This is a genomic window from uncultured Helicobacter sp. (assembly GCF_937906905.1).
In the GTDB taxonomy this organism is placed as follows: Bacteria; Campylobacterota; Campylobacteria; order Campylobacterales; family Helicobacteraceae; genus Helicobacter_B.
The window spans coordinates 1-25,429 of record NZ_CALERY010000023.1 but is presented as its reverse complement, the minus strand read 5'-3'; the positions used below and the strand labels follow the sequence as shown (position 1 = coordinate 25,429).

The window sequence follows — 25,429 nt, the reverse complement described above, 5'->3', positions numbered from 1 at the left end:
GTTATGCGGGATAGGACTTTGAGGGATTATTAGGCTTTAAGCGAGGTTTCTACCACTTGTTTATACGCTTTTGCTTCTCTTGTCTGCCACAAAACCACGCTTTTGATACATTCTTTTTCAATGGCTTTGATAAAAGATTCTATAAAGTCAAAATCAATATTATGAGAATCCAAAACAGGCAGTAAAATCTCTGTTTCGTTGAAAGTCTTCTCAAAATCTCTCACTAAAACACCTTGAAAAATCCTTTGGTGTTTATTGAGCCAAGTGATGAAAAATTGTGCGATTGTGGCATTGAGCCCATTAAATTTTGGATATAAAGTTTTAGTAAATTGCCCTGCATAAAAGTCCTTTTGCATATAGAAAAACTGCATTCCAAGCATACCTACAGCTATGCTTTCTCCCTTGATTTTATGCTCCTCGTCTAAATATTCCACATAACCTGCTATGCCATTATTTAAACAAGTGCGGGTAAAATAAGGATATGGGGCATTTTCACCAAAGCTAAAGCTATCTTTATTTAACTGCGGATTAGATTTTACGCTAAAAAGCTTTTCGCATTTAAAGCTTTTCCACTTAAGCGGTGCTTCCTGTGGTATGCTTAGATTCTCAAAGGACCTTAGAGCTTCTTTTTCTTTTTGGCTTAAAGTATAATCATTTAAGCCTGTAACCTTAAGATACGCCTCGAGTTCCTCGAGTCGCTCCGCCTCGAGTTCTTTAATATAAGATTCCATATAGCTAAAAGCAATTTCATAATCACTTTCGTCATTGCGAGAAAAATCGCTAGATTTTGTATTTTTGTCATTGCGAGAAGTTGCGTTAGCAACTTCGTGGCAATCCACTTGAGAATCTGCTTTGTTTTTATGGATTGCTTCGTTGTGGGCTTCGCCCACGCCTCGCAATGACGGAATAAGCAAAATGGGCAGAGAGATAATTTCTTGTGAAACCTTAGCCCAACCCGATTTATCATTCCAATTATATTTTTGCAAAACCTTTTGCAAAAGGGCGGTAAGGTAGAGATAACAAAGGGGGCTTAATTCCACGCTCTCTTGTATCAACTCGCTTTTAAAACGCAAAGCGTAAGCATCTTGCAAGATAGCAAAATCGTGCGGTTGATAAAATGCTGGGGCATCGCCATTTGCCGCTACTGAAATGACATTTTTTAAAATTTCCGCTCCATTTCGTGGCATATAACAGGCTATGCCTTGATTTGCACTCGTGCAAGTAATGGCAGGCAGGTCGCATTCTTCGGTCGGTTCTGTGGGTAAATTTCCCTTATTGTAAGTGTGTTTTATAGGCTTGAGATGGTCAAACAACTCGCCGATTCTAAAGCTTTTCCACTCGCCCCCGTTTTGCTTGAACTCTGCTTCAAGCTTTACTAAACGAGGGCTAAGGGCGTTTCCCTCCATTCCTCCATTTATAGAATCTGCCTGTGTATTTTTAGATACTTCGCTACGCTCAGTATGACAAGAATTTTTCAGCACATTGCTTACTTCCCACGCTAGATACTCACTCACGCATTTTTTAAAGTCCGCTAAAGTGGGCGTTGTGTCTATCTTTTTGTGTTGAGAGTAAGTCCAGTCTCTGCCCTCCAAATTTATCGTGTCTTCTATATAAGAGTCTTTATAGTAGTGAAGATAGCCACTCCCATATAGCACGACATTGATAAGCTCTTCATATCTCGCTTTAGCGTTATCCGTATCTTTCAAATTTGTGCTTGCTTTTGCCTTTTTGCGTGCGGCTCTTGTGTAGCCATCGCTAGAGAAATCAATAAATTTTACCATTTGCTTCACATTATGAGCCTTACCCACTTCAAAGACATAAATGGCTGTTTGCACACTGCTTTTCCCTGCAAATAAATCGCTTGGCATTTTAATGCTTGCTAGAAGTGTGCTATGCTTTAGAATATCTGCTGTGTAGGGAAGTCCATTGCCACTGCCTGCATTTTCTTGGATAATCACACACGCCCTGCCTTTGCTCATTTTCCTTAACGCCCTTTCTACAAAGATAAAGCCCTTGCCACTTGCAGAATAGGGGGGATTTAGCAAAAACACATCAGCGGGGAAATTCTGCCCCTTTTTATCGCCTTGCTCATAGCTTCCATTAAAGTCTTTCAAGCTATCTTTATGCAAGAGATTCGCCGAGCCATCATCAAGCAAAATCATATTTAAAATACCAAGCAAGTAAATATCACTTCGCTTTTCTATCCCTAAAAGCTGGTAGGCTTTGATGTGAGCGATTTTAGCTTCTATCTCTTTTGGACTTTGCAAGGTGTTTGCATCTTTTATCATCGCATTCATAGCAGAGATGAGAAACGCCCCAGAACCAGTGGCATAATCCCACACAAAAGAGTCTTTATTCACCCCTGCAAGAGAAACCATCATATCCACTACATAGCGAGGGGTAAGGACTACATCATTTTTCTCATTATCTGGGACTTCAAGCCATTTTGTAATGGAGTTAAAAAGCCTACCTGCGATGTCGGCGGTTTGAAGCTTTTTGACAAGAGGCAGGATATTATCAAGCACGATTTGATAAGTCTTTTTTAAAGGGCTTTCATCACTTGTATGGAGTAAATCCTTTGCATAGGAGCTTGGTGTATGAAGCTTGGAATGGATAAATGCAGATTCTAAATCATTGATTACCATAGCGACTTTTTCTTGTGGGAGATTTTTCTCGCATAAAAAATCTTTGATTTTATTTAGGAAAATCTGCCCATCATTTGAGTTAGCCCCTTGCTCACATTTTAGCTCTTCTACTCTTAGAGGTGCGATTTTGCCTTTTACGCCTTGTGCTGCCATAATCATACCTACAAGCAAGGCGACTCTCGTGTTTGGATTGATATTCAAAAGCTCATCGTGTAGGAATTGATTGAGTGCGTTGAGCTTAGATTCTATATCACTTTCTAGGTTTTCTATCGCATTTTCACGCTCTTTTTCATCTAGTGATAGAGAATCTAGCTTTGTAATAAAACTCTCTAAATGCTCTTTAGAAAAGCAACTTAAATCGCTAAAATCGCCGATTTTCTTAGGGACGGAGAGATTTTTGCGATTAAGATAATAAAAAGCATATTGAGTTTTTAGCTCACTGGCATCTTCATAGCCATTGATACCAAGCGCGATAACTTCATCATAGCTATGTGTGTAGTCTAAAATCGCATTTGCATAATGCACCGCACCATTTAGGGCATAATCATTGATGTTTTTATAATGCGGTTCGCCTTTGCTAGTAGTATTTTCTACCGCACCATTTTTAAGCTTTTCTAATCTACCTTTTGTGCCTTTGACTTCTATCATCACGGGGATTTTTCGCCGTGTCTCTGTGGTAAGAAAAAGCTTAATATCTGGGTAATTTTTCCCACTACCGCCACTTTTGCTAGGGTATTTAGCAAGGGCGGAATCTATATCGCTATTGATAGATTCTGTCTTTGTATAGTAGGATATGCCAAACTCTCCTAACTGCTGTTTTGTCCTATCTTCTATGCGTTCTTCTATACTTGCCATTACTCTCCTTTATACGATTAATAGGATAATTTTTTGCCGTAATCCTATCTCTTTTATAGTCATATTCCGCTTTCTCCCTTGCTTCCTTTTTTTGTCTTTACCCTAATTTCTCTCTTGCGATTTGTTTTGCTACATCTAGGGCTTCTTGTATTGCATTAGAATCTGTTATCTTGCCTCCAGCGGTAGCAAAGTCATCTCTGCCCCCACCATTGCCCCCTAAGATTTGTGCGACTTGCTTTACCCACGCTCCAGCTTTGAGACTAGATACGCCCTTTACTCCAGCGGTTAGAGAGACTTTGCCGCCAGATTCTGTTACAAGCAAAATCGCTACCTTTTCATTCTCATTTTTCGCCCTATCAATTATGTCTTTTGCCTCTTTTGCCTCCACTGAATCTAGCTTTAGGACGATGAGTTTCACGCCATTTGCTTCCTCATAATCTAGGCTTTTGACACTCTGCTTTGCCTTATTTGCGGTATCTCTTGCCTCTTTCAAAGCATTTTGCAGCTTTGCCACACCTTGCAAGACATCTTGGGCTTTTAGCTGCTCTTTTAGGCTTTTTATGGATTCTAGTGCCGCTTTGCCATAGTGATATGCCGCTTTGCCACACACCGCTTCAATACGCCGAACCCCGCTACTCACGCTACTTTCACGCACGATATAAAAGCTCCCAATCTCTGCGGTATTGTGGATATGAATCCCCCCGCATAGCTCAATAGAATCGCCGAGGGTTATCACACGCACACTCTCCCCATACTTCTCGCCAAAGAGTGCCATAGCCCCCTTTGCTTTAGCTTGTTCTATCCCCATAGTCTCGCACACTTGCGGACAAGATTCTGCGATTTTTTCATTGACTAGGGCTTCTATTTGCTCTAACTCATTGACGCTTAACGCCTTTGGGTGGCTAAAGTCAAACCGCAGGCGATTTGCTTCTACAAGGCTTCCAGCTTGAGCGATATGGCTGCCTAGAATCTGCCTTAGGGCGTAATGCAATAAATGCGTAGCGGAGTGGTGTTTAGCGATTTCAAAACGACTAGAATCTACTTGTGCTTTTACCAAATCGCCTGCTTTTAATGGGCTTAGGGTGTGGATTTTAGAGAGATTTAGCCCAAAGTATTTTTGGGTATCTAAAACTTTAGCGACTATGTTTTGCGGACTGCTAGAATCCACTTTACCAGAATCTTGGCATTCTAAGGATTGAGATGAGAAATCGTGGTTTTGCGAAGCGGAAGCAAGAAGCTTACTCGGCGTAAGTGCCGTAGTTTCCGCTGAAGCAATCCGCGATTTATCGCTCAATACTGAATGCCCCAAGCTAAATAATACTCCCTTATCCCCCACCGGTCCACCTGATTCTGGGTAGAATGGCGTAGATTCCAACATCACCCAGCCCTCTTGCCCTGCCTGTAAAGATTCCACTCTTTTAAAGCTAGAATCTAAAAGGGCTAGGATCTTAGATTCTGTGTTTATACACTCATAGCCCACAAACTCATTCTTTCCAAACTCGCTTAAAAGTGCATTAAAATCGCCATCTTTTACACTATCACCGCTTCCTTTCCAGTGTGCTTTGCTTCTATCTTTTTGCTCCTGCATACATTTTTCAAAGCCCTGCAAATCTATGCTTAAGCCAAGCTCACGCAACATATCTTGCGTTAAATCAAGTGGAAAGCCGTAAGTGTCGTAGAGTTTAAAGGCTATTTCACCATTAAAACTTTTTTCATTCTTTTGCCGCATAGAATCTAGCTCGGCTTGAAACAACGCCATTCCCGATTCTATCGTCTCAAAAAATCTCTCTTCTTCTGCCCTACACTGCTCTTGCAGGGCATTTTTACGCTCTTTTAAATAGCTATAATGTCCGCCCATAGAATCACACACTACCCCTACGACTTCATATAAAAATGCCTTTCTCAAGCCTAGCAAATAGCCGTGCCTAACTGCCCTGCGTAAGATTCTACGCAAAACATAGCCCCTGCCCTCTTTGTCAAAATTCACCCCTTGTGCGAGTAGAAAAGCGACAGCTCGTGCGTGGTCAGCGATGACACGGAAGCTTGCAATGTCTTTCTTACAAGAATCTATTATATCTTTTGCAAAGTCCATCGTGTTTTTAAGCAACACACTATCGCGGTAATAGCTCTTACCTGTAAGCTCCTTAATACACTGCATTATGGGTGCAAAAAGACTAGAATCAAAATTATTTATCTCACCCTCTTTCAGTGCGATTACTCGCTCCAGCCCCATACCTGTATCAATGCTAGGCTTAGGCAATGGTGTCAAAGTCCCATCAGCACTTCTTTCATACTGCATAAACACAAGATTCCATATCTCTAAAAACCTATCCCCTTCACCGCCGAAATAGTCCTCTTCTCCATTAAAAAACTCTGCCCCTTGATCCACATATATCTCACTGCAAGGTCCGCAAGGTCCTGTATCGCCCATTTGCCAGAAGTTATCCTTATCGCCCATTCGTTTAATGCGACTAGATTCTATATGCTCCTGCCACAATTCATAGGCTTCATCATCACTTTCGTGTATCGTTACATATAAAAGGCTCTTATCAAAGCCTAGAATCTCTGTTACAAACTCCCACGCATACGCAATAGCTTCTTTTTTAAAATACGCCCCAAAGCTAAAATTTCCTAGCATTTCAAAAAGCGTGTGATGGCGCGCTGTGTAGCCGACATTTTCTAAGTCGTTATGCTTCCCACCCGCACGGATACACAGCTGTGAGCTTGTAGCGATATTGGGGCTTGGGGCTGGAATCTTGCCAGTGAAAATATCCTTAAACTGCACCATTCCCGCATTGGTAAAAAGCAAGCTCGCATCATCTGGCACTAAAGGCATAGATTCATACACCTTATGCCCCTTGTTTGCAAAAAATTCTAAAAACTTGGCACGAATATCCATACAAACCCTTTATGATAAATTATGCGACATTGTAGCAAATTCCCTTTATCCCCCCACTCCCTGCCCCTGCATATAGCGGCTAAGTATCTCGCACGCGCTTAGAGAATCTAGCACGCCGTTTTTCCTATATGCTTGCCTAGACTCTCTTTTGGCGTGGTGTAAAGACTCTAGCGCGTGTGTGCTAGTGAAGTCTTCATCGACATACACAATCTCCCCGCCAAAGCCAAGCAAGCTTATAAAATGCCTAATGCGCTCTTGCGTGCTTGTATCTCCCCCTAGCCCTCCGCTTGGCAGCCCTATAACAAGCCTCTCCACCCCCCTTTGCTCTAAAAGCCCTGCAAGCTCTTTGGCAGCTTGGTTGCGATTGCGCCGCATAATTGGCTTTAATGGCAGGATAATGCCCTGCACGATATGCGCAAGCCCTATGCGCTTTAGCCCCACATCGCACGCCAAAATTTTAGAGCTAGAATCCACTTTTACACTCCACCAATGATTATATGCCGCTAATGATTATGCGCCCATTTTCACGCGTAATTTTCCCCATAAGCTCATACTCAAGCACCTGCTCCCCAAATCGTGCAAAGGCTTCTTCAAAGGTGGGGTTGCTACGCGCGAAATCTAGCAGCTCATCATCTTCTAGCACTTCTTGCGCCTTAAGGTCAAAGCGCAGGGCTAGGGCTTGGGTGAAAGCTTCTATATCTGTGATCGCACTCGCGCGCTCTTGGGCTAGCAAATCCTGTGTGCCAAGTGATTCTCCTATGCGGTGGGATAGCACAAATATCGGCTTCCCAAGCTTGGTGCAGAGATTAGCACTAGCAAGCGAGCCGCTATATCTATCTGCTTGGGGAATAATGACAATATCGCTCAATGCCACAATCAAGCGATTTCTATGGAGAAAGTCGTGCCGCTGGGGATTGGGGTTGCACTCATACTCACTAAGCACAAGCCCTTGGTCTGCGATAGCTTGGATTGTTTTGGCATTACTTGCTGGGTAGAATCTATCAAGGCTTGTAGGCAGCACGCAAATAGTCTTAGGCAGCGCGGCACTATGGGCGATAATGTCCGTGCCAAGCGCACCCCCGCTAACGATGATCGCTCCAATATTGGCTAGCGATTTGGCAAGCAAGGTGGTGTAGGTTTGCGTGTAGGTGTTGGGCTTGCGCGTGCCGATTATGGCGATTTTTGGCACAGAATCTAGCAGCCCAACATCGCCCAAAAAATACAACTGCGTAGGTGGGGACTGGAGCTGCTGGAGTGTGCTTGGCAGACTTGGAAGTGCCTGCATCAAAACTCACTAGAATCTAAAAAATCTTTAGGTCGTTTGGATTCTGCGCCAATCCCCGCACGCTCACCCTTGCTTTGATATGCTGGGCTTTGGGCTTTTTCACTACTCCATTCAATATTGATGAAGCCTTGGGTTTTTTCTTGCTTAATTCTATCGCTAGGGCAGCCAGAGATAAACGCCTCTACCTCACTTTGCTCGCAGTCTTTGATAGATTCAAAGCTTGCTGCGCCTTTGCGTGATTTAGATTCTGGTTTGGTAGCACCTTTAGCTCCTTGCTTGGCGCTTTGACGATTTTGCTGATGTTTGACTTGGGTCTGGCGCTTGACTTCCTTAAACACACTATGATCGATTTGCGAAGACTTGGGCACTTTAACGCTTTGACTTGGAGATTGTGTGTTTTGTGTATTCATAGATGTGCGAGAATCTTTGCTCCCAGAATCCGGCGCACTCGATTCTAGGCTAGCCTGCGCACCTCCTGCTCGAGCGATCGCACCAGAATCTACCCCATTAGAATCCCCGCTAGCCATACTTGTGGATTCTGGCGTTTGTGGGTCGAGATAGTCATTGTGCGGGATTGCAGTGGGGTTGGTGGCATCAGTGGCGAGATTTTGGCTATGAGGATTCTGCTCCGCTTCGCTTTCTTCAAAAATCTTTGCAATTTCACTTCGTGGGGCTAGACTAGCCGAGGGAGGTGCTGAAGTTTTGGCGCTCTCTGGGCTCGATATCGCACCTGTCAAAGCACTTGAATTTTTGGCTTTAGCAAGATTCTGGGCGATGAGAGATTTTGCTATGGGTAGATCTTTGATATAGACAAGCTCCACATCTTTGAAAAGTGTGTATTTCGCATTTGCTAGGGCTTTGAAAGTGCTTTGATGTGGGTGGCAAATTGCGATAGCATAGCCGTTTTTCTTGGCTGTGGCGATGGCGAGCTTGAGCTGGCTTGTGGTGTAGGCGAGAGTTGGAGTATTATCAAGGAATACATCGCGCTGGAGCAGTGGGCGGCGGGCTTGTTTGTAGAGCTTGGGCACAGCAGTCTCTGCACTCGTCCTAGAATCCACAAACTCTATACCAAACTCCTGCAGCACTTCAAGTAACGAGCTCATCGCGCGTTCGTTTGCGGTAAAGCGACTGCCAGTATGGTTGTTGATAAACATAAGACGCGGAAAATCCCGCTTAATCGCCTCGACATGATTGCGAATCTCTTCTTTTGATGAGCTCTCTAGTAGCCATTTCTGGCGTGTTTGGAGAGGGGTTTGTGCTTCTAGCGGCAAATGCACCATATAAAATGGCACGCTTGCTGCAAGCACGGCAGTCTCTGGGGAGTCCGGACTCACAGGGAAAAATGAAGGCGTGATAGGGAGATTGAGTTTTTGGAGGTCGTTTAGCTGACCCCTATACGCCATGTCGTCCATAATGATAGCCAGCATTGGCTTCTTGGCTTTAGGCTTTTGGGATTTGGGGGCAAGAGTTTTTATCACAGGTTTTTTAGATTCTGGGGTGGATTTAGCAGAGTCGCTCGCGGATTCTGCATCTTTAAAATCCTTAGAGTCTTGCGAATCTTTTGTCTGCTTCATAATATGATCCCAGTTAATCGCAGAATCTGGCGCGGTCGCAGGTGTAGTTGTAGGCGTGGCAGAAGCGTTTGCTTGACTAGATTCTGGGGTGAGTGTGGTTGGCGTGCCTTTGCTGGCTTTGTATTCTTTATAGAATCCATAGCCAAAATATGCCGCACACGCGATGACTGCAATCCCCATAAGCGAGCTAATAAGCTGTAAAATCTTGAAAAACTTCCTGCTGTCCATGAGCCTTTTCCTTTGTCTTTATTCCCTAGATACTAAGCCTTGGCTTGGTTGCCCACACCATGTGTCTCGCCCTACACCTCATCTAATGTGATCTGCACTTCAAGTGTGCTTACTTCTTGGTTCGAGTCCGCTTTTATGGTGATTTTATCTGTTTGGGTGTATTTGCGCACCACTGCTAGAATCTCTTCTTTCATCTGCTCCATATAAGGCACTTTCACGCTTCTCTCGTGTGCGAGCATTATCGTAAGCCTATCGCGTGCGACTTTCGCGCTACCGCCATCTTTGCTAAACAACTTTTTCCAGCTCATTGAAACAGCCTTTTAAAGCCTTGCAAAATCCCGCCTTGCTTTTTAAACTCCACAAACGGCACTTCATCGCCTAGGATTCTAGCCACAATGCGCTTGTAGCACTCACCACTAATGCTAGATTTGTCATAAATCACAGGCTCACCGCAGTTTGTAGCACTCACCACTCTCTCATCTTCTGGCACAAGCCCGATGAGTGGGATCGCTAGAATCTTTAGCACATCTTCACTACTAAGCATAGAGCCGCTCTCCACAAGCTCTGGTTTAATGCGATTTATGATTAGATGCTTTTGCACCTTTGCGCCCTTGGCGGCTTTATCACTTTTGGCATCGATTATGCCAATCACCCTATCGCTATCGCGCACGGAGCTCACTTCTGGCGTTACCACCACTAGCGCGCGATCCGCCCAGAAAATAGAATGCTCAAAGCCGCCTTCAATCCCCGCTGGAGAATCGAGCAAGATATAGTCAAACTGCTCTTTAAGCGACTCAATTAAAGCCTTGACCTTTTGCTTGTCTAAAATGGTTTTATCTTTGCTCTGGCTTGCTGGGAGGAAGCTAAGATTTGGCGTCTTTTTATCTTGGATTAGAGCTTGTGAGAGAGCGCATTTGCCCTCCATCACATCAATGACATCATAGACTATGCGATTTTCAAGCCCCAAAATCATATCGAGATTTCTAAGCCCTATGTCAAAATCCACCGCTACGACCTTTTGCCCCACTTGCGCCAAGCCTACCGCGATATTCGCTGTGGCGGTGGATTTGCCTACACCGCCTTTGCCTGAAGTAATGGTAATAACTTCTGCCATACATACACTCCTTTTACTTAGTTGAAATAAAGCAATTCACATTCCCCGCAATTCAATCGCCATTAAGAAAAGGCAGAAAGATACAGCTCACAATCTGTGCCCGATCTCGCGCCCAGCTCGCGCTTGTGCTTTGCTGCGATTATTTGCGCCTATCTGCCTCTGGTGCGAAAATCTCCTCACACAAATCGCTAGGTGCTGTCTCTATGGCAATTGCATTGCCAAAGCGAAGAGCAAAACCGCTTAAATCCATTTCATTTGCAAAATCTTCCGCGGATTTTGCTTTATCTTTTTGATTTTCTAGCGAGCAAATGAGAATTTTGATCTCTTGTGTGTAAGAAGTTTTATCACCATTTTGGACGACTTTAAATACCAGCTTTGGCAGCACGACTCGCGCACCAGGCGCAACCTTGAGAGAGAGAAATCTAGGTGCATTTGCCCCGTGATCCCAGCCATCACGCTCAGTATAGTCGCCAGGCTGACTCTGGGCGATACTTCGCGGTGCTTCTAGCTCAAAGGAGTCCAAAAAATACTCCCCAGAATCTAGCACCACCACCTCATCACGCACCTTGCGGAATCGTGCGGTGTTAATCGCGCGATTAAAGGCATTTGCCCCGCCAATAGCAAAGCGATCGCCAAAGCTGCCATCTTCATTGATCTTGCGCCAATAAGTGAGCGCAGATTTGGTCATGAGCCTATCACGCGCAGTGTCATAAAATGAGCCTGCGAAATTCCATACAATCGTAGCTGGATTCTCACTCACAGGCTTTGGCACCATCGCGCAGGACACAAACCAAAACCCAACGCATAGCGCTAATACATAGCCAACTAAACGCCCCACAGCCATTTCTCCTAACTCTGCTTATAAATTCTGGAAACACACAAGAAATTTCTGGGCATTATAGCTGAAATCCTAAAATAAAGCGCAAGTGCCAATGGCGATGATTTTGCTATAATCGCGCTTTTGCTAGAATGCCTAGCAAGGTTACTAGATCCATGTAAGGAATATTTATGAATATGCAAGCACTCCAAAGTAAAGCCCAAACCCTTATCGAAGCTCTCCCCTACATTCAGCGCTTCAGTGGCAAAATAATTCTTATCAAATACGGCGGTAGCGCTATGGAAGATGAGAATCTCAAAAAAAGCGTGATCAAAGACATCGCGCTACTAAAAAGCATAGGGTTTAAACCTATCATTATCCATGGTGGTGGAAAAGAGATTAGCAAATGGGTGGAGCGCACAGGTGGAGAGGCGCGGTTTGAACAGGGCTTGCGGGTAACAGATCCTGCCACGCTAGAAATCGCGCAAATGGTGCTCAATAATATCAACAAAGCCCTTGTGGGCTATATGGCAGGCTGTGGGGTGCGCGCGGTGGGGATTAGCGGCAAAGATGGCAATACATTTCTCGCGGAAAAAAAGCTCGTAAATGGCGTGGATATAGGATTTGTAGGGCAAGTAAAGCAGGTAGATACGACACTTGTCCTACGCCTGCTTGATAATGACTTTGTCCCAGTGATTTGTCCTATCAGCATGGATAAGGACGGGCAGGACTATAACATCAACGCTGATGATGCTGCCTACGCACTAGCAATCGCACTAAAAGCCGAAAAGCTTGTCTTCTTAAGCGATATTGAGGGGATTTATCGAAATTTCACAGATAAAAGCTCGCTCATCGCTATGCTAAGCACAAACGAAGCAAAAACACTACTAGAATCTGGCGATATTAGTGGCGGCATGCTGCCCAAGCTGCAAAACTGCATAAAAGCCGTGGAAAACGGAGTATCGCGCGTGCATATCATTGATGGGCGGATTACCCACTGCTTGTTGCTAGAGTTTTTCACAGATAGTGGGATAGGCACAGCAATCGTGCGCGGGTAGATTTATATTGTCGTTTGCTATTTAGATTCTGCTCAAAACCACACCGGAATCTAGCTCATAAATTTTCACTAGATCATCATTCCAAGGAGATACCATGCCAGCTAAAAACTCCCTAAAATCTACAAAACCAAGCGCTCTAGGCGTCGATGAAAGCGCGATTCTCCAAGTTTATGCACGCATGCCCATAGTCTTTGATCGTGGGGAGGGTGTATTTCTCTATGACACAGCAGGGAAAGAATATCTGGATTTTGGTGCAGGGATTGCGGTAAATGCACTAGGCTATGGTAATAGCACATTTACAGCCGCACTAAAAGCCCAAATCGATAAACTCTTGCACATCTCAAATCTCTACTACAATGCTCCTGCGATGGAGGCTGCCAAGAAGCTCGCGCATGCTAGTGGGCTTGAACGGGTGTTTTTCACCAATAGTGGCGCAGAGGCATGCGAGGGCGCAATAAAAGTGGCAAAAAAATACGCCTATGAGAAAGGGATTCGCGGTGCGCAAATCATTGCCATGCGCAACTCATTCCATGGGCGCACGCTTGGCGCGCTCTCTGTAACAGGCAATAGCGCATATCAAAAGCCGTTCAAGCCCCTGCTCTCTGGTGTGAAATTCGCACACTTCAACGACACACGCAGTGTAGAAAAGCTCATCAGTGAGAAAACCTGCGCAATCATGCTAGAAACTATCCAAGGCGAGGGTGGCGTAACGCCTGCTAGCCAAAGCTTTTTGCGCGATATGCGCGCACTTTGTGATAAGCACGATTTGCTACTAATCCTTGATGAAATCCAATGTGGCATGGGGAGAAGTGGGAAAATGTTTGCCTACGAGCATTATGGAATCAAGCCTGATGTCATCACCACAGCAAAAGCACTGGGCTGCGGTGTGCCAGTGGGCGCATTTGTGCTTAGCGAAAAGATCGCACTACAATCACTAAAGCCAGGCGATCATGGTAGCACTTATGGCGGGAATCCATTTGCATGTGCAGCAGTTAGCAAGGTGTTTGATATTTTTGACGAGCTTGGGATTGTGGAGCATGTGGCACGACTAGAATCTACGCTCACAAAGGTGCTCCAAACATTCTGCGCACGCTATGATTTTCTCCAAGAAGTGCGCGGCAAAGGCTTCCTGCAAGGCGTCCAAATCCGCAAATCCAGCAAAGTCCAGGCAAAAGACATCGTCGCGCTTGCCGCAGAAGAAGGGCTCATCATCTTAAGTGCCTCGCAAAATGTCCTACGCTTCGCTCCACCGCTTATCATTAAAGAGGAGCACATTGCCCTTATGCAAGAGCGTCTTGATAGAGCGCTAGCCAGAATCTAAGTCAAGCTCGATCTAAAGGCAAATCCGCAGAATCTAGGCTTGGATTCTGCGCTAGATTCTCCCTCAACTTTTCGCCCCTACCCCTCAAGCTTCTCCCATATCGTGCCTTCTGCGCTATCACTAAGCACAATCCCACGAGATTCTAGCTCCGTGCGGATTGCATCGGCTTTTGCGTAGTTTTTCTGTGCTTTAGCCTCTGCACGCAAGGCGATTTGCTCTTGTATATATGCTTTCTCCTGCTCGCTTACTCCCTGCTGGAAATATGCCACGCAATCCCCCCCACCAATGCCGAGCAACTGCTGCACAAATGTGAGATTTGCCAGCAAGCTAGCTTTAAGCGCTTTGTCTTTTGGCGCAGAATCTAGCTGCGCATTGGCATGGTTTAGCATTTCTTCTAGCACACTTAGGGCTTTTGAGATATTAAGATCATCGCGCATTGCCCCAAGCAGTGCATTGCAAAATCCAGCATCCGCTAGCTCCTTTTGCCCTAGATTCTGGGCTTCACTAGCAACTCCAGCTATGCCACCTGCACCACCCACTAACCGCTTTTTGAGGCGGTAGATTTTATCTAGCCGCTTTTTGCTTTGTAGCAAATCACTCTCGCTAAAATGCAGCAGAGCGCGATAATGCGTGCCTAGCAAGTAGTTGCGCACGACCTCTCCGCCATAGCGAGCAATCGCATCTTTGACATAAAAACTATTGCCTAGAGACTTGCTCATTTTCTGCCCATCAATATTGACAAACCCATTATGCACCCAGTATTTTGCAAGCTCTTTGTCCGTAACGCAGCGACTCTGGCAGGCTTCATTCTCATGGTGAGGGAATAGCAAATCTGCACCCCCACCATGGATATCAATCGCATACTCCTCGTCCTGGTAGGCAAGCACCTCTTCAATCATTGCCGAGCATTCAATATGCCAGCCCGGGCGACCTTTGCCTAGCGGACTCTCATAGCCCACATCGCCTTGCCCCTTGTAGCTTTTCCATAATGCAAAATCACGGGGGTCTTTCTTGTGCTCGTCATTGTGGATTCTGGCTTGATTCTCATCATCTATGCCACGCGCAGAAATTTCGCCATAGTGCGGATCGCTAGGGACATGCAGATATATATCACCATTTTGCAATGTGTAGGCATTGCCCCTCTCTAGTAGCGTGGATACAAGCTGCGCGATAGGCTTTAGATTCTCGCTTGCCTTTGGCATGATATCAGGCTTTAGCACACCTAGTGCTTCCATGTCGCGCAGATAGGAGTCGATATAGCCTTGCGCAAGCGTCTGTATATCAAGATTGCGCGCGTTGGCTTTGTTGATGATTTTGTCATCAATGTCGGTGAAATTTTTCACAAACACCACATCATAGCCTAGCGCCACAAGCGTGCGTCGTAGCAGGTCAAATGCTATGGAGCTTCGCGCATGCCCCAAATGCGCATCATCATACACAGTGGGTCCGCAGACATAGATTCTAGCAGTATTTGGTCTAATGGAGATAAAGGGGAGCTTTTTTTTCTGCTTGGAGTCATAGATTGTCATTTGTATCCTTTGTTTTGTATTGGCTCTATATGCCTGGAATCTGCACAAGTGCGCGCCATAGTAGCAGCACTGCCACTTCAAGTAGCAGCAGCAGTGCTAAAAGCAGGGCTTGCTTTTTAGCCTGCATTATAGCCCAAAACTGCCCCACACCAAATGCCCGCACACTTAGCACAAACAGCACCACACCGCTCAAGCTCCCCGCAAGCGCGAGTCCAAACGCCCCCCAAAACTGCATGAAAATCAATGAAAACACCACGCCAAGCAGCAGAGAAATTGCCGAGATTTTAGCCGCTTGAGCTTGGCGATTATGCGAGTAAAGATAGAGAGAGAAAATCCTAGCACAGCCAAAAGGCACAAGCCCTAGCATATAGCCTGCAAACACTAGCGCACACTCCATAGTATCTGTGCGCGAGAATTTCCCATGCTCATAGAGCAGCCAAATAATTTGATCGCTTAGCACAATTCCGCCCACAGAGCATATCATAAGCATAAAGAGCAAAAACCAAAATGCCCGCTTCATCGCGCTTAGGGCTTTCTCCTGCTCGCCTGCTTTGATGGCTTTTGCCACCATAGGAAAGAGTGCAGTGGAAATAGCAATAGCAAAAATGGCTAGTGGGAGCTGAAAAATGCGATTGGCATAGTAGAGATAAGAAATAGAGCCAGTGGCAAGAAAAGAAGCAAGAATGGTATCAATAAATGACGCAAGCTGTGCGGTCGAGCTACCAAGCATTGCCGGGAGAAACTGCCTAAAAAATGCGCGAAGCTCTGCGCGGATTTTTTGGGCTAGGCGCGCAGATTTAGAATCCAAAGCAAAATCCATAGTAGATTCTGGCGCGGATTCTAGGGCGCAATTTGTATCGCCCGCTTTGCTAGATTCTGGTTTGGGGCGTTTAAGCAGTCTTGCAAATAATCCGCCCTTAAACAATCCGCCTTGGCGTGCGAGGCGCAGCTCTCCCACCCCGCAGATAAAGAGCCGCAAAAACCCAAGCTTATAGAGCGGATAGATATGCAAACACACCTGCGCCACTCCCCCTACTAGCACACCATAGCTCACCATATACACAATCATAAGCCCATCGCTATCGCGAGCAAGCAGCAGTGCGCAGATCATGGCAATGTTGAGCAGTGCAGTATTATATGCACTCACCCAGAAGCTCTGCTTATACTGCAGCAGCGTGCTAAAAAATGTTACCCAAAAAACCAGCAACAGATACCAGAAGTGGATTGCCACGATTGGCTTTGCTAGCTCGATGAGATCTTCACTAAATCCAAGCGCCAAGACTCTTGTAAATGCACCGCTAAATGCCACTACAAGCAAAGAAAATGCAATAAGGATAAGCGAGAATATACCAAGCACTAGCACGCTAAATGCGCCCTTTTTGCTGCTAGCAATAAAGCTTGGCAGGAAGCTTTGAGTAAATGCACCCTCGCCAAAGATTCTGCGAAAGAGATTTGGGAATTTAAACGCGACAAAAAATATATCGCTATACACGCCAGCTCCCAGGATATTTGCCATGCTTAGATCCCGCAGGAATCCAAACACCCTCGAGCAAAGAATCCCGCTACTATTGGTAAGAAATGCCTTTTTTAGCACATGATGTCCTTTGTTTCTAATGTGGTGATTGCGCTTTGCTGAAATTTTACACTAGATTCTAGGGATTAGAATCTACAAGCCCAATCTCGCGCATCTACTCCTCCCTAGAATCTTATAGCAAGGATTCTAAGATAGGATTTGATATGGCTTTTGGGGGCTTTTTTGGGTAAAATCGCAGGATTTTAGCTTAGGATTTTACATGATGGATTCTCGCGCGGACAGGGTGCTATTCCTTTGCGCTTGTGGTCTTATTACCATAGGCGTATTGATGAGCTACTCGCTCTCTACCTATACGACACTCGCATATCGCTATAGTGATTTTCATTTTTTTGAGCGCGAGTTTGTGAGCGCAGTGTTTGGGATTATGATCATGTGGATGTTTGCCCAGCTTGCGCCGGAAAAATACTTCTTAAAATTTGGCTTTTTTTTGTTTTTTCTCGCATTGATTCTTATGCTACTTATGCCATTTCTCCCAGAATCCTTGGCGACTTCCGCAGGCGGAGCGAAACGCTGGATCCGCTTGCCGCTTATCTCTATCGCGCCTAGCGAGTTTTTTAAAATCGGCTTTATTTTCTTCCTAGCATGGAGCTTCTCGCGCAAATTTGTTGATAATCACAAACGCACAATCACACAGGAGATTCTAGTGATTTTGCCCTATATTGCGGTGTTTTTCATCGCAGTGCTACTTATTGCTGTCATGCAAAACGACCTAGGGCAGGTGATCCTCCTGGCGCTAACACTTGTCGTCATGCTAATTGCAGCAGGCGGCAGCTCTGGGCTATTTGGGATTTTACTACTCATTAGCAGCGTGCTAGCTGGGATATTTATCGCCATTTCTCCACATAGAATCGCACGACTTAAAACCTGGTGGGCGAGTGCGCAGGACTCTGTGCTGACTATACTGCCAGAGCGCATGGGCGCGTATCTGCGAGTGGATAATCTCCCAGAACCCTATCAAATCCTGCATGCAGCAAATGCCATACATAATGGCGGGTTTTTCGGGCAGGGGCTAGGCAATGGCACAATCAAGCTTGGATTTTTAAGCGAAGTGCATACAGATATGGTGCTAGCTGGGATTACAGAAGAGGGTGGGCTTCTTGGGCTAAGTGTTTGTGTAGGGCTTATCATCACAATCGTTTGGCGTGTGCTGAAAAATGCCAATCGTGTGCAAAATGATGTGTATTATCTTTTTTGTATTGGTATTGCTATGCTTGTGGGGCTTAGCTTTTTGATGAATGCACTTGGCGTAGCAGGGCTTATCCCGCTTAAAGGAATCGCTGTGCCATTCCTAAGCTATGGTGGTAGCTCCATGCTGGCAAACTGCCTAGCCCTAGGACTGGTGCTAAGTATCTCGCAAAAAGCACAATACCAAAAATCCTAGCATGCTTTACTTCCCTAGGATTCTGTGAGACTTTCCATGTATCCCCAGAATCTACCAAAAATCCTAGCCATAGTTGCCCCCACTGCTAGCGGTAAATCCGCGCTCGCCATGCGTTTGGCGCGCATGCTTGGAGCAGAGATTTTCTCGATTGACTCACTAAGTGTGTATAGAGAGATTGACATCGCCTCTGCCAAGCCCACACGCCAGGAGCTTAGTGAAATCACGCACTATGGGATAAACGCGCTCTCCCCAGATGAGCATTGTAGCGCAGCAGTGTTTATGGAGCTTTTTACGCAAGCACTCAAGCAATGTAGCAAAGAGATTTTACTCATCGTTGGCGGGAGTGGATTCTATCTTACTTGTTTATATGAGGGGCTCTCTCCTATGCCAGAGATAGGAGGATTGATAAAAGACTCTATCGCTAAGCAGATACAAAGCCTCTCAAGTCCCTATGAGTTTCTGCGATCTATCGACCCAGCGAGTGCGGATTCTATCTCATCTAGTGATACATACAGAATCCACAAACTCCTTGCGATTTACTTTTCCACAAGCACCGCACCTAGTGTGTATTTTTCCTCACATGCTAGAGCAGCACTTATCCCAGAGCCACAAATCTACTCGATTGCCATGCCACGCGAGCAGCTCATCGCTCGCATAGAGCAGCGCACGCAAGACATGCTAGACCATGGGCTTATCGATGAGGCGCGCACTCTGCTTGAGCGATATGGGCGCGCGATTCAGCCCTTTAGCGCCATAGGGCTAAAAGAGTGTTTGGAATATTTTGACAGCAGTATTGATAAGCGCGCACTCCAAGAGCAAATCGCTATCCACACACGCCAGCTCGCTAAGCGCCAAGCCACCTATATCCGCTCAAAATTCCCCGCCACTATAAGTGCCCCAAGCGATAATCTCTATGAAATCATCATGCACGAGCATGGCAGGGGTCTTTAGATTTATCTGCGCAGTGGGCAAGCCCTGATCTGCGCTATAATCACAAAATCTTTCACCAAAGAACCACCCACAAAGGAGCCCAATGCAATCTATGCCAGAATCTAAACCCACGCTAAAACAGAGGCTCGAGTATTTCACGCTCATCGCTCGCAAACTCACGCTACTGCTCATCGCCCAAATCAAGCTTGCTCGCGCAGATAAGGTGCTGTTTTTTAAATCCATAGAGCAGCAAATGACACTTATGGGCGCGCACCCAGAGGTGCTATGCGCTTATGCCCGCTGTATCAAGCACCGCGTTCGCCAAATCCAAAACACCACAAACCTCCGCTCCTATCTTCGCTTAATCCAACCTATGCGCTCGCCTAGTATGGAGTTTGTGCGCATAGGAAGCGGCAGTAGTGAAGCCTATCGTAGAGAGTTTTATGGCGATGGTGGCTACTGCATGCTTACCCCTCCCCCACTAGAATCTAGCTCCACACAATCTGGCAGTATAGATTCTAGTAAAGCCCCCATTGCAATTTCTCTTGGCATCTGGGAGTCTTCCCCATGGGATTTAGAAATGGCAGATAAAGGGTATCGAGTCCTAGAGTTTGATGCCTCAATCAATCACTCCCCCTATCCCGATCACCCAAATATCCACTTCACTAAGTTATTTGTCGGGGCACAGGATACTCCAGATACGATAAGCTTCGCTCGACTTATGAGCGAAGTAGATATTAACCCCAGCGCGCATAATATCCTGCAATGCGATATCGAAAATGCCGAATGGGAGATTTTGGACTCTATTGATTTAAGACTGCTGGAGCATTTCTCGCAAGTGATTTTTGAGTTTCATGCGTGCAATCCAGATGATGAGCAAGGCGCCAAGCTGCGCTTACGCGTGCTAGAGAAGCTTCGCGCGCATTTCACTCCTATCCATATCCACTATAATAATAATGGTGATGTAATGATAGGTGTAATTGATAGTGAGGCGCTAATATTTTGCTCGCTACTAGAGATAAGTTACCTGCGAAACGATTTGCTCCCTAAAGATGCCATGCCAGTCTATGGCTACGCACTCACCAACCTAGATATGCCATGTGTGCCAAATAAGCCTGAAATCCCAGTAATTTTCCCAAAAAGCTTAGAATCCACCGACCAGGTTTAGATTCTGTGTTTATTTCGCCTTATCGTTAGATTTGGAGAGGCTAAGTGGGCAGTGGGCAAATCGACTTACACTTGTAGATTCTGCTACAATGCGTGCTATGCTCACAAGCGACACTACAAACAAAGGACATACAAATGAAAGAAAGCTTTTTGGATTCTGGGATTATGAGGGTGCAGAAGTGCGCTGGTGTTTCAGCGCTATACGGATAAATCTATCCACTGCTTTGAAGCCAGCCCTACAAACTACCAAAAGCTCCTAAAAACTATCGAGCTAAATCAAGCCACGCGTATTATCCCTGTGAATAACGGGCTAGGTGCGCGTGAAGAAAAGCTTATGATAAATATCTATGGAGGTGGCTCTAACCTGATATTTTCGCACTATTCCTTTGGTAGTGAAGAAGCTCATATCATCACGCTTGATAGCTATGTGCAGCAGCATGGAGTAGAAGTTGGGTTTATCAAAGTGGATATCGAGGGGTTTGAAATGGAGTTTATAAAAGGCGCCAAACACACAATCTGCACGCAAAAGCCCACAATGCTCATTAGCATCTATCATCAAGCGAGCGACTTTTTTGACATCAAGCCACTCATCGAGTCCTGGAATCTAGGCTATGAGTTTCATCTGCATAAGCCAATCGATGACAGAATCTCCCTAGAGACGGTGCTATTTTGCGAAATCCCGCCAAAGCATAGAAACGCATAGCACATAGAAACTAGATGGGCTGGATTCTGGTATGCTGGACTAGCGCGAAGCCAGCCTAGAATCTAGTGCGTCAAAATATGCGCTGCCATGTCAAGGATTCTGTGTGCATAGCCCCATTCATTGTCATACCATGCCATGATTTTACACATATTCCCCAGGCAGAATGTCAAATCCTGTGCGACTATCGCACTACGCGTGTCGTTGTAAAAATCACTACTCACGCCATACTCGCTATCCATGCCCAGAATCCCCGCCAGCGCGCCACTAGATTCTGCTATAAACAGCTCTGTGATTGTGCGCTCATCGACACTGCGCTTGAGATAGACATTGCAATCAAGCATAGAGACATCAGCTACTGGGACGCGCACGCTGTGTCCGTGTATCTTGCCTTTCATATCTGGCAGGACCTTGTAGAGTGCGCGCGCAGCCCCTGTGGAAGTGGGGATAATATTGAGCCCAGCAGCGCGCGAACGGCGCTTGTCGCTATGATGAGCGACATCTAGGAGATTCTGGTCGTTGGTATAGCTGTGGATTGTGGTGATGATCGCACGCTCTATGCCAAACTCTCTATCCAGCAGCATGGCGATTGGAGCTAGGCAATTTGTCGTGCAAGAAGCATTAGAGATGATAGACTCACCAGCATACGCAGTGTGATTGACCCCTAGCACAAATGTAGGCGTATCATCAATGGCTGGAGCAGAGATGATGACGCGCCTAGCACCTTTAGCAAGATGATGGGAGACCTGCTCGCTGGATAAGAAATGCCCACTGGATTCTATCACCACATCTGCCGTGCCAAAATCCAGCTCCAAAGGATTTGCATAGGAAAATATAGGAATAGGTTTAGGCGTGGATTTAAGCTGACCTGTCTTAGATATACTTGCTGATCTAGGGAGCGTGTCTTTTGGACTAAGGGCAAGGGCGTGATTTTCATAGCGCACCTTATAGTCTAGCTCCCCATGCACGGAGTCTTTCTCTAGCAAGTAGGCTAGATTCTCGCTATTTGCGATGTCATTTATCCCTACAATCGTAATCTCTCGCGCCAACGCCGCACGCGCGATCGCTCGCCCAAGCCTGCCAAATCCATTGATAGCAATTTTCATCTGCGCCCCACTTTTGGAGAAATTCGTTTCAAATTATACTACTTTACTGCGCTATGCTTTTAGCAAAGATTTATAGGATTTATCCTAGAATCCCAAGCTTTTAAAGGAATCCCATGCAAACCAAGCTAAAAACCCTCCCCCAACTTCAAGAATCCAGCACCCCAAGCACAAATACACCAAAAAAGCTTGAAAAGCTTATCGTCTTTAGCGGACCTTGTGTCATCGAGAGCAGCGACCAGCTACGCAGGATTGCAGAGGGGCTGGCATTTTTGCAGGAGCGGGGGGATTGCGATTTCTACTTCAAAGCCAGCTTTGATAAAGCCAATCGCACTAGCCTAGAGAGCTACCGAGGTCCAGGCTTGGAGCAGGGGCTTAAAATGCTAGAATCTATCAAAAAAGAGTTTGGCTACAAGCTCATCACCGATATCCATGAATCCCACCAAGCAAAGCTGCTTGCTGAAGTTGTCGATGTCATACAAATCCCAGCTTTTCTCTGCCGACAGACAGATCTCATTGTCGAAGTGGCGAAGACAAATGCAATCATCAATATCAAAAAGGGGCAATTTATGAGCCCAAAAGATATGCAATACAGCGCACTCAAAGCCATTAAAACGCGCAAAGGCGAGCATGGTAAAGCGAGCTTTGCAAGTGCGCTAGAGAGTGGTGTGTGCCTATGCGAGCGAGGCAATAGCTTTGGCTATGGGAATCTAGTTGTAGATATGCGCTCGCTCGTGATTATGCGCGAGTTTGCGCCTGTGATTTTTGACATCACACATAGTGTGCAAATGCCAGGCATGGGCGGGGGAAAAAGCAGTGGGGATAGTAGCTTTGCCCCATATCTCGCGCGCGCTGCTGCTGCGGTGGGGGTTGATGGGGTGTTTCTCGAGACGCACTACGACCCAGCAAACGCACTTAGCGATGGAGCAAATATGATAGCGCTAGCAAAGCTCCCTGGGCTTTTTGATGAGATTTTTGCAATCCGTGCAGCCCTAGAGCAGGCATAAAGCATGGCAAATTCCACCCAGAATCTATGCTGTGCTAGATTCTAGCGCTAGAATCCACACCACACGAAAGGATAGTTATGAAAACATCTCCAAACAACATCATCGAGGGCAAGCTCCTTCTCCAAGGCAATGAACGCGTAGCAATCCTCTGCTCACGCTTTAATCATATCATCACCGATAGACTCATCGAGGGAGCGCGTGATAGCTTCCTGCGCCATGGCGGAAGCGAGAATCTACTAGACATCGTGCTGGCACCAGGCGCGTGGGAGCTGCCATTTGTGCTTGATCGCCTGCTGCGCCAAGAGCAAAAAGGAGTGAAAAAATACCACGGGATCTGCGCGCTAGGCGCGATTATCCGCGGAGGGACGCCGCACTTTGACTATGTGAGCGCAGAGGCGACAAAGGGCATAGCCAACACCACGCTCCAGCATGGCGTGCCAGTGAGCTTTGGCGTGCTTACCACAGACAACATCGAGCAAGCAATCGACCGAGCTGGAGCAAAAGTCGGGAATAAGGGCTTTGAAGCGATGAGCTCACTCATCGAGCTTATTGATTTGTGCAAAGTGATTTAGGGCACGCTCATGGCGACACGCACGCAGGCTAGGGAAGCGGTGGTAGGGTTTTTATACGCGTATGAGTGCGGCAATAGCGCAATCCTAGAATCCGCGCCCGCCATGCTCACCGCACGCAAAATCAAAAACAAGCAGCAAGATTTCGCACTCGCGCTACTCTCTGGCGTGCTAGAGCGCTTTGATGAGCTCTCAAGTGCTATCACCCAGCATTTGAAGGAGTGGGAATTCTCTCGGCTTGGACAAATGGAGAAAAGTATCCTGCGGCTTGGAGCGTATGAAATCCTCCACACCGATACCGACACACCTATCATCATCAATGAAGCGATTGAGCTTGCCAAAATCTATGGCGAGGACAACGCACCAAAGCTCATAAACGCCGTGCTAGATTCTCTTAGTGCTAGCTCCACTACCCATGGCACAAAGCCCTAACACGCATAAGGCTGGAGCTTGTGCTAGATTTTGGTGATTTTAGCGCGCAAGCGATATCCACAGCATAATCTCAAGCACTCCGTATCGGCGGATTTTATCCCAATGAGAGTCCAACTTATTGTAAAATCTCTCACTCAAATCATCTCTTACAAGGAGCTATTATGTTGAAATTTTTCTCACTGCGAGGGAAGATTCTTATCTTGGTGTTAGGGTCGTTAGTATGCTTTGTGGCACTTTTTGGGCTTATCATCTATGGAGGAGGCAAAATCGAGCGCAACAGCGATGCTGAGCTGCAAGCCCTGCTACAAGATCAAGTCGAGAGTCGCTTGAAGCTTGGCACAGACTCTATGGCACAGAGCCTTGGCGACCTTGTCAAAGGGCTTGATGAAAAAGAGCAAATCGCCATCATCGCAAAAGCTATCGAAAAATTCCGCTTTGAAGATGATAAAAGCGGCTATTACTTCGTCTATAAAGAGCATGTGCCTGTAGCCCACCCCACGCGCAAAGATTTGATTGGCAAATCATTAGCAGATGCTAAAGATGAGCGCGGGGTATTTTATGTGCGCGAGCTTTTTGCAAGTGCTAAAGAACAGCAGCAAGCCAAGCTAAAAGGTGATGATAAGGGGAAGTTCGTGTATTATGACTTTTCTAAGCCTCTGCCTGATGGCTCCCAGACCATCGCGCCCAAAATCGCTTACGCTGCCATGATCCCAAATACCCAAAATATCTGGATTTCCACAGGCGTATATGCCGATACGCTCAAAACCTATGCCCAGAGCAAAACAGAGTCTATCCTCTCTGCCATGAACGAAATCATGACCCAAGCGCTAATCACAGCTAGCGTGTGCTTTTTGGTGATTTTTGTGCCGCTGGTGGTGATGTTTTACCGCTCGCTTATCAAAGGCGTGAAAACATTGCAACATAATTTCGAACTATTTTTCAAATATCTCAATCGAGAGAGCAAAGAAATCCAGCTTGCTACACTGGATTCTCATGATGAGTTTGGCGCGATGACACAAAAAATCGCGCGTGAAGTGCAGCAAATCTCTAGCGACATGCAGATCGATCAAAATCTCATCGATGAATCCCTCTCTGTCATCAACCACACCAAGCAAGGCAGAGCCACAAAAAGAATCACCCTCTCTGGCTCAAACCCCCAGCTAAACGCGCTTAAAGATTCTGTCAATGATCTATTAAATCTACTTTCAAGTGCCATTGGAA

22 protein-coding genes are annotated in these 25,429 nt (G+C 46.0%); 11 read left to right on the top strand and 11 right to left on the bottom strand.

Features of this window, described 5'->3' with window-relative positions:
• Positions 1–29 precede the first annotated feature (29 nt).
• The 8 genes from Q0171_RS06090 to Q0171_RS06055 form a co-directional block, all read right to left on the bottom strand.
• Positions 30–3,500 carry a restriction endonuclease subunit S gene (locus Q0171_RS06090; protein ID WP_299327831.1) on the bottom strand — a complete coding sequence of 1,157 codons (3,471 nt, stop codon included), beginning with the start codon at positions 3,498–3,500 and terminating at the stop codon, positions 30–32.
• A 97-nt stretch (positions 3,501–3,597) separates the two neighbouring features.
• Positions 3,598–6,399 carry an alanine--tRNA ligase gene (alaS, locus tag Q0171_RS06085; RefSeq protein WP_299327829.1) on the bottom strand — a complete coding sequence of 934 codons (2,802 nt, stop codon included), beginning with the start codon at positions 6,397–6,399 and terminating at the stop codon, positions 3,598–3,600.
• A gap of 45 nt (positions 6,400–6,444) precedes the next feature.
• The gene (gene ruvX, locus Q0171_RS06080; RefSeq protein ID WP_299327827.1) at positions 6,445–6,873 is read right to left on the bottom strand and encodes a Holliday junction resolvase RuvX; all 429 of its coding nucleotides are present in this window, start codon (positions 6,871–6,873) and stop codon (positions 6,445–6,447) included.
• 19 nt (positions 6,874–6,892) lie between these two features.
• Positions 6,893–7,684 (bottom strand): DNA-processing protein DprA, encoded by a 792-nt coding sequence (locus Q0171_RS06075; protein ID WP_299327825.1) that lies wholly within the window; start codon positions 7,682–7,684, stop codon positions 6,893–6,895.
• Positions 7,684–9,486 (bottom strand): divergent polysaccharide deacetylase family protein, encoded by a 1,803-nt coding sequence (locus tag Q0171_RS06070; protein ID WP_299327823.1) that lies wholly within the window; start codon positions 9,484–9,486, stop codon positions 7,684–7,686. Before Q0171_RS06070 ends, Q0171_RS06075 begins: the two co-directional genes overlap by 1 nt.
• A 71-nt stretch (positions 9,487–9,557) precedes the next feature.
• A complete protein-coding gene (gene minE, locus Q0171_RS06065; RefSeq protein WP_299327799.1) occupies positions 9,558–9,794 on the bottom strand; it encodes a cell division topological specificity factor MinE in 237 nt (78 codons plus the stop codon).
• Positions 9,791–10,600: a septum site-determining protein MinD gene (gene minD, locus Q0171_RS06060; protein ID WP_299327797.1), complete on the bottom strand. Its 810-nt coding sequence runs from the start codon at positions 10,598–10,600 to the stop codon at positions 9,791–9,793. Before minD ends, minE begins: the two co-directional genes overlap by 4 nt.
• 139 nt (positions 10,601–10,739) lie before the next feature.
• A complete protein-coding gene (locus Q0171_RS06055; protein ID WP_299327795.1) occupies positions 10,740–11,438 on the bottom strand; it encodes a hypothetical protein in 699 nt (232 codons plus the stop codon).
• A gap of 170 nt (positions 11,439–11,608) precedes the next feature.
• On the opposite strand from Q0171_RS06055, the gene argB reads away from it, so the two are divergent.
• Positions 11,609–12,475 carry an acetylglutamate kinase gene (gene argB, locus Q0171_RS06050; RefSeq protein WP_366113854.1) on the top strand — a complete coding sequence of 289 codons (867 nt, stop codon included), beginning with the start codon at positions 11,609–11,611 and terminating at the stop codon, positions 12,473–12,475.
• 94 nt (positions 12,476–12,569) lie between these two features.
• The gene (locus Q0171_RS06045) at positions 12,570–13,796 is read left to right on the top strand and encodes an aspartate aminotransferase family protein (protein ID WP_299327793.1); all 1,227 of its coding nucleotides are present in this window, start codon (positions 12,570–12,572) and stop codon (positions 13,794–13,796) included.
• Between the two features lie 77 nt (positions 13,797–13,873).
• Here Q0171_RS06045 and cysS read toward each other — a convergent pair whose 3' ends face one another.
• Complete coding sequence (gene cysS / locus Q0171_RS06040; RefSeq protein ID WP_299327791.1) at positions 13,874–15,325, bottom strand: cysteine--tRNA ligase; 1,452 nt, start codon at positions 15,323–15,325, stop codon at positions 13,874–13,876.
• Between the two features lie 25 nt (positions 15,326–15,350).
• Complete coding sequence (gene murJ, locus Q0171_RS06035) at positions 15,351–16,919, bottom strand: murein biosynthesis integral membrane protein MurJ (RefSeq protein ID WP_299327789.1); 1,569 nt, start codon at positions 16,917–16,919, stop codon at positions 15,351–15,353.
• Positions 16,920–17,118: 199 nt separating this feature from the next.
• Between murJ and Q0171_RS06030 the strand changes: the two genes are divergently transcribed.
• The 5 genes from Q0171_RS06030 to Q0171_RS06010 all read left to right on the top strand — a co-directional run bounded on the left by Q0171_RS06030 (position 17,119) and on the right by Q0171_RS06010 (position 21,100).
• Complete coding sequence (locus tag Q0171_RS06030; RefSeq protein WP_317279181.1) at positions 17,119–18,300, top strand: FtsW/RodA/SpoVE family cell cycle protein; 1,182 nt, start codon at positions 17,119–17,121, stop codon at positions 18,298–18,300.
• A gap of 24 nt (positions 18,301–18,324) precedes the next feature.
• On the top strand, positions 18,325–19,251 hold the full coding sequence (gene miaA / locus Q0171_RS06025) for a tRNA (adenosine(37)-N6)-dimethylallyltransferase MiaA (RefSeq protein ID WP_299327787.1): 927 nt from the start codon (positions 18,325–18,327) through the stop codon (positions 19,249–19,251).
• Positions 19,252–19,333: 82 nt separating this feature from the next.
• Complete coding sequence (locus tag Q0171_RS06020; protein WP_299327785.1) at positions 19,334–20,398, top strand: hypothetical protein; 1,065 nt, start codon at positions 19,334–19,336, stop codon at positions 20,396–20,398.
• Positions 20,399–20,429: 31 nt separating this feature from the next.
• Complete coding sequence (locus Q0171_RS06015; protein ID WP_299327783.1) at positions 20,430–20,657, top strand: hypothetical protein; 228 nt, start codon at positions 20,430–20,432, stop codon at positions 20,655–20,657.
• Entirely contained in the window at positions 20,585–21,100 is a 516-nt protein-coding gene (locus tag Q0171_RS06010; RefSeq protein WP_299327781.1) for an FkbM family methyltransferase, read from the top strand. Before Q0171_RS06015 ends, Q0171_RS06010 begins: the two co-directional genes overlap by 73 nt.
• A 62-nt stretch (positions 21,101–21,162) precedes the next feature.
• On the opposite strand, the gene Q0171_RS06005 is transcribed toward Q0171_RS06010, so the two are convergent.
• Entirely contained in the window at positions 21,163–22,203 is a 1,041-nt protein-coding gene (locus Q0171_RS06005) for a glyceraldehyde 3-phosphate dehydrogenase NAD-binding domain-containing protein (protein WP_299327779.1), read from the bottom strand.
• Positions 22,204–22,316: 113 nt separating this feature from the next.
• On the opposite strand from Q0171_RS06005, the gene kdsA reads away from it, so the two are divergent.
• The 4 genes from kdsA to Q0171_RS05985 all read left to right on the top strand — a co-directional run.
• Entirely contained in the window at positions 22,317–23,207 is an 891-nt protein-coding gene (gene kdsA, locus Q0171_RS06000; RefSeq protein ID WP_299327776.1) for a 3-deoxy-8-phosphooctulonate synthase, read from the top strand.
• A 77-nt stretch (positions 23,208–23,284) separates the two neighbouring features.
• Positions 23,285–23,779, top strand: coding sequence for a 6,7-dimethyl-8-ribityllumazine synthase (gene ribH / locus Q0171_RS05995; protein ID WP_299327774.1), 495 nt, complete (start codon positions 23,285–23,287; stop codon positions 23,777–23,779).
• A gap of 9 nt (positions 23,780–23,788) precedes the next feature.
• A complete protein-coding gene (gene nusB, locus Q0171_RS05990) occupies positions 23,789–24,208 on the top strand; it encodes a transcription antitermination factor NusB (protein ID WP_299327772.1) in 420 nt (139 codons plus the stop codon).
• Between the two features lie 161 nt (positions 24,209–24,369).
• Positions 24,370–25,429, top strand: a 1,060-nt coding sequence (locus Q0171_RS05985) for a cache domain-containing protein (protein WP_299327770.1), incomplete at its 3' end; no start/stop codon positions are given.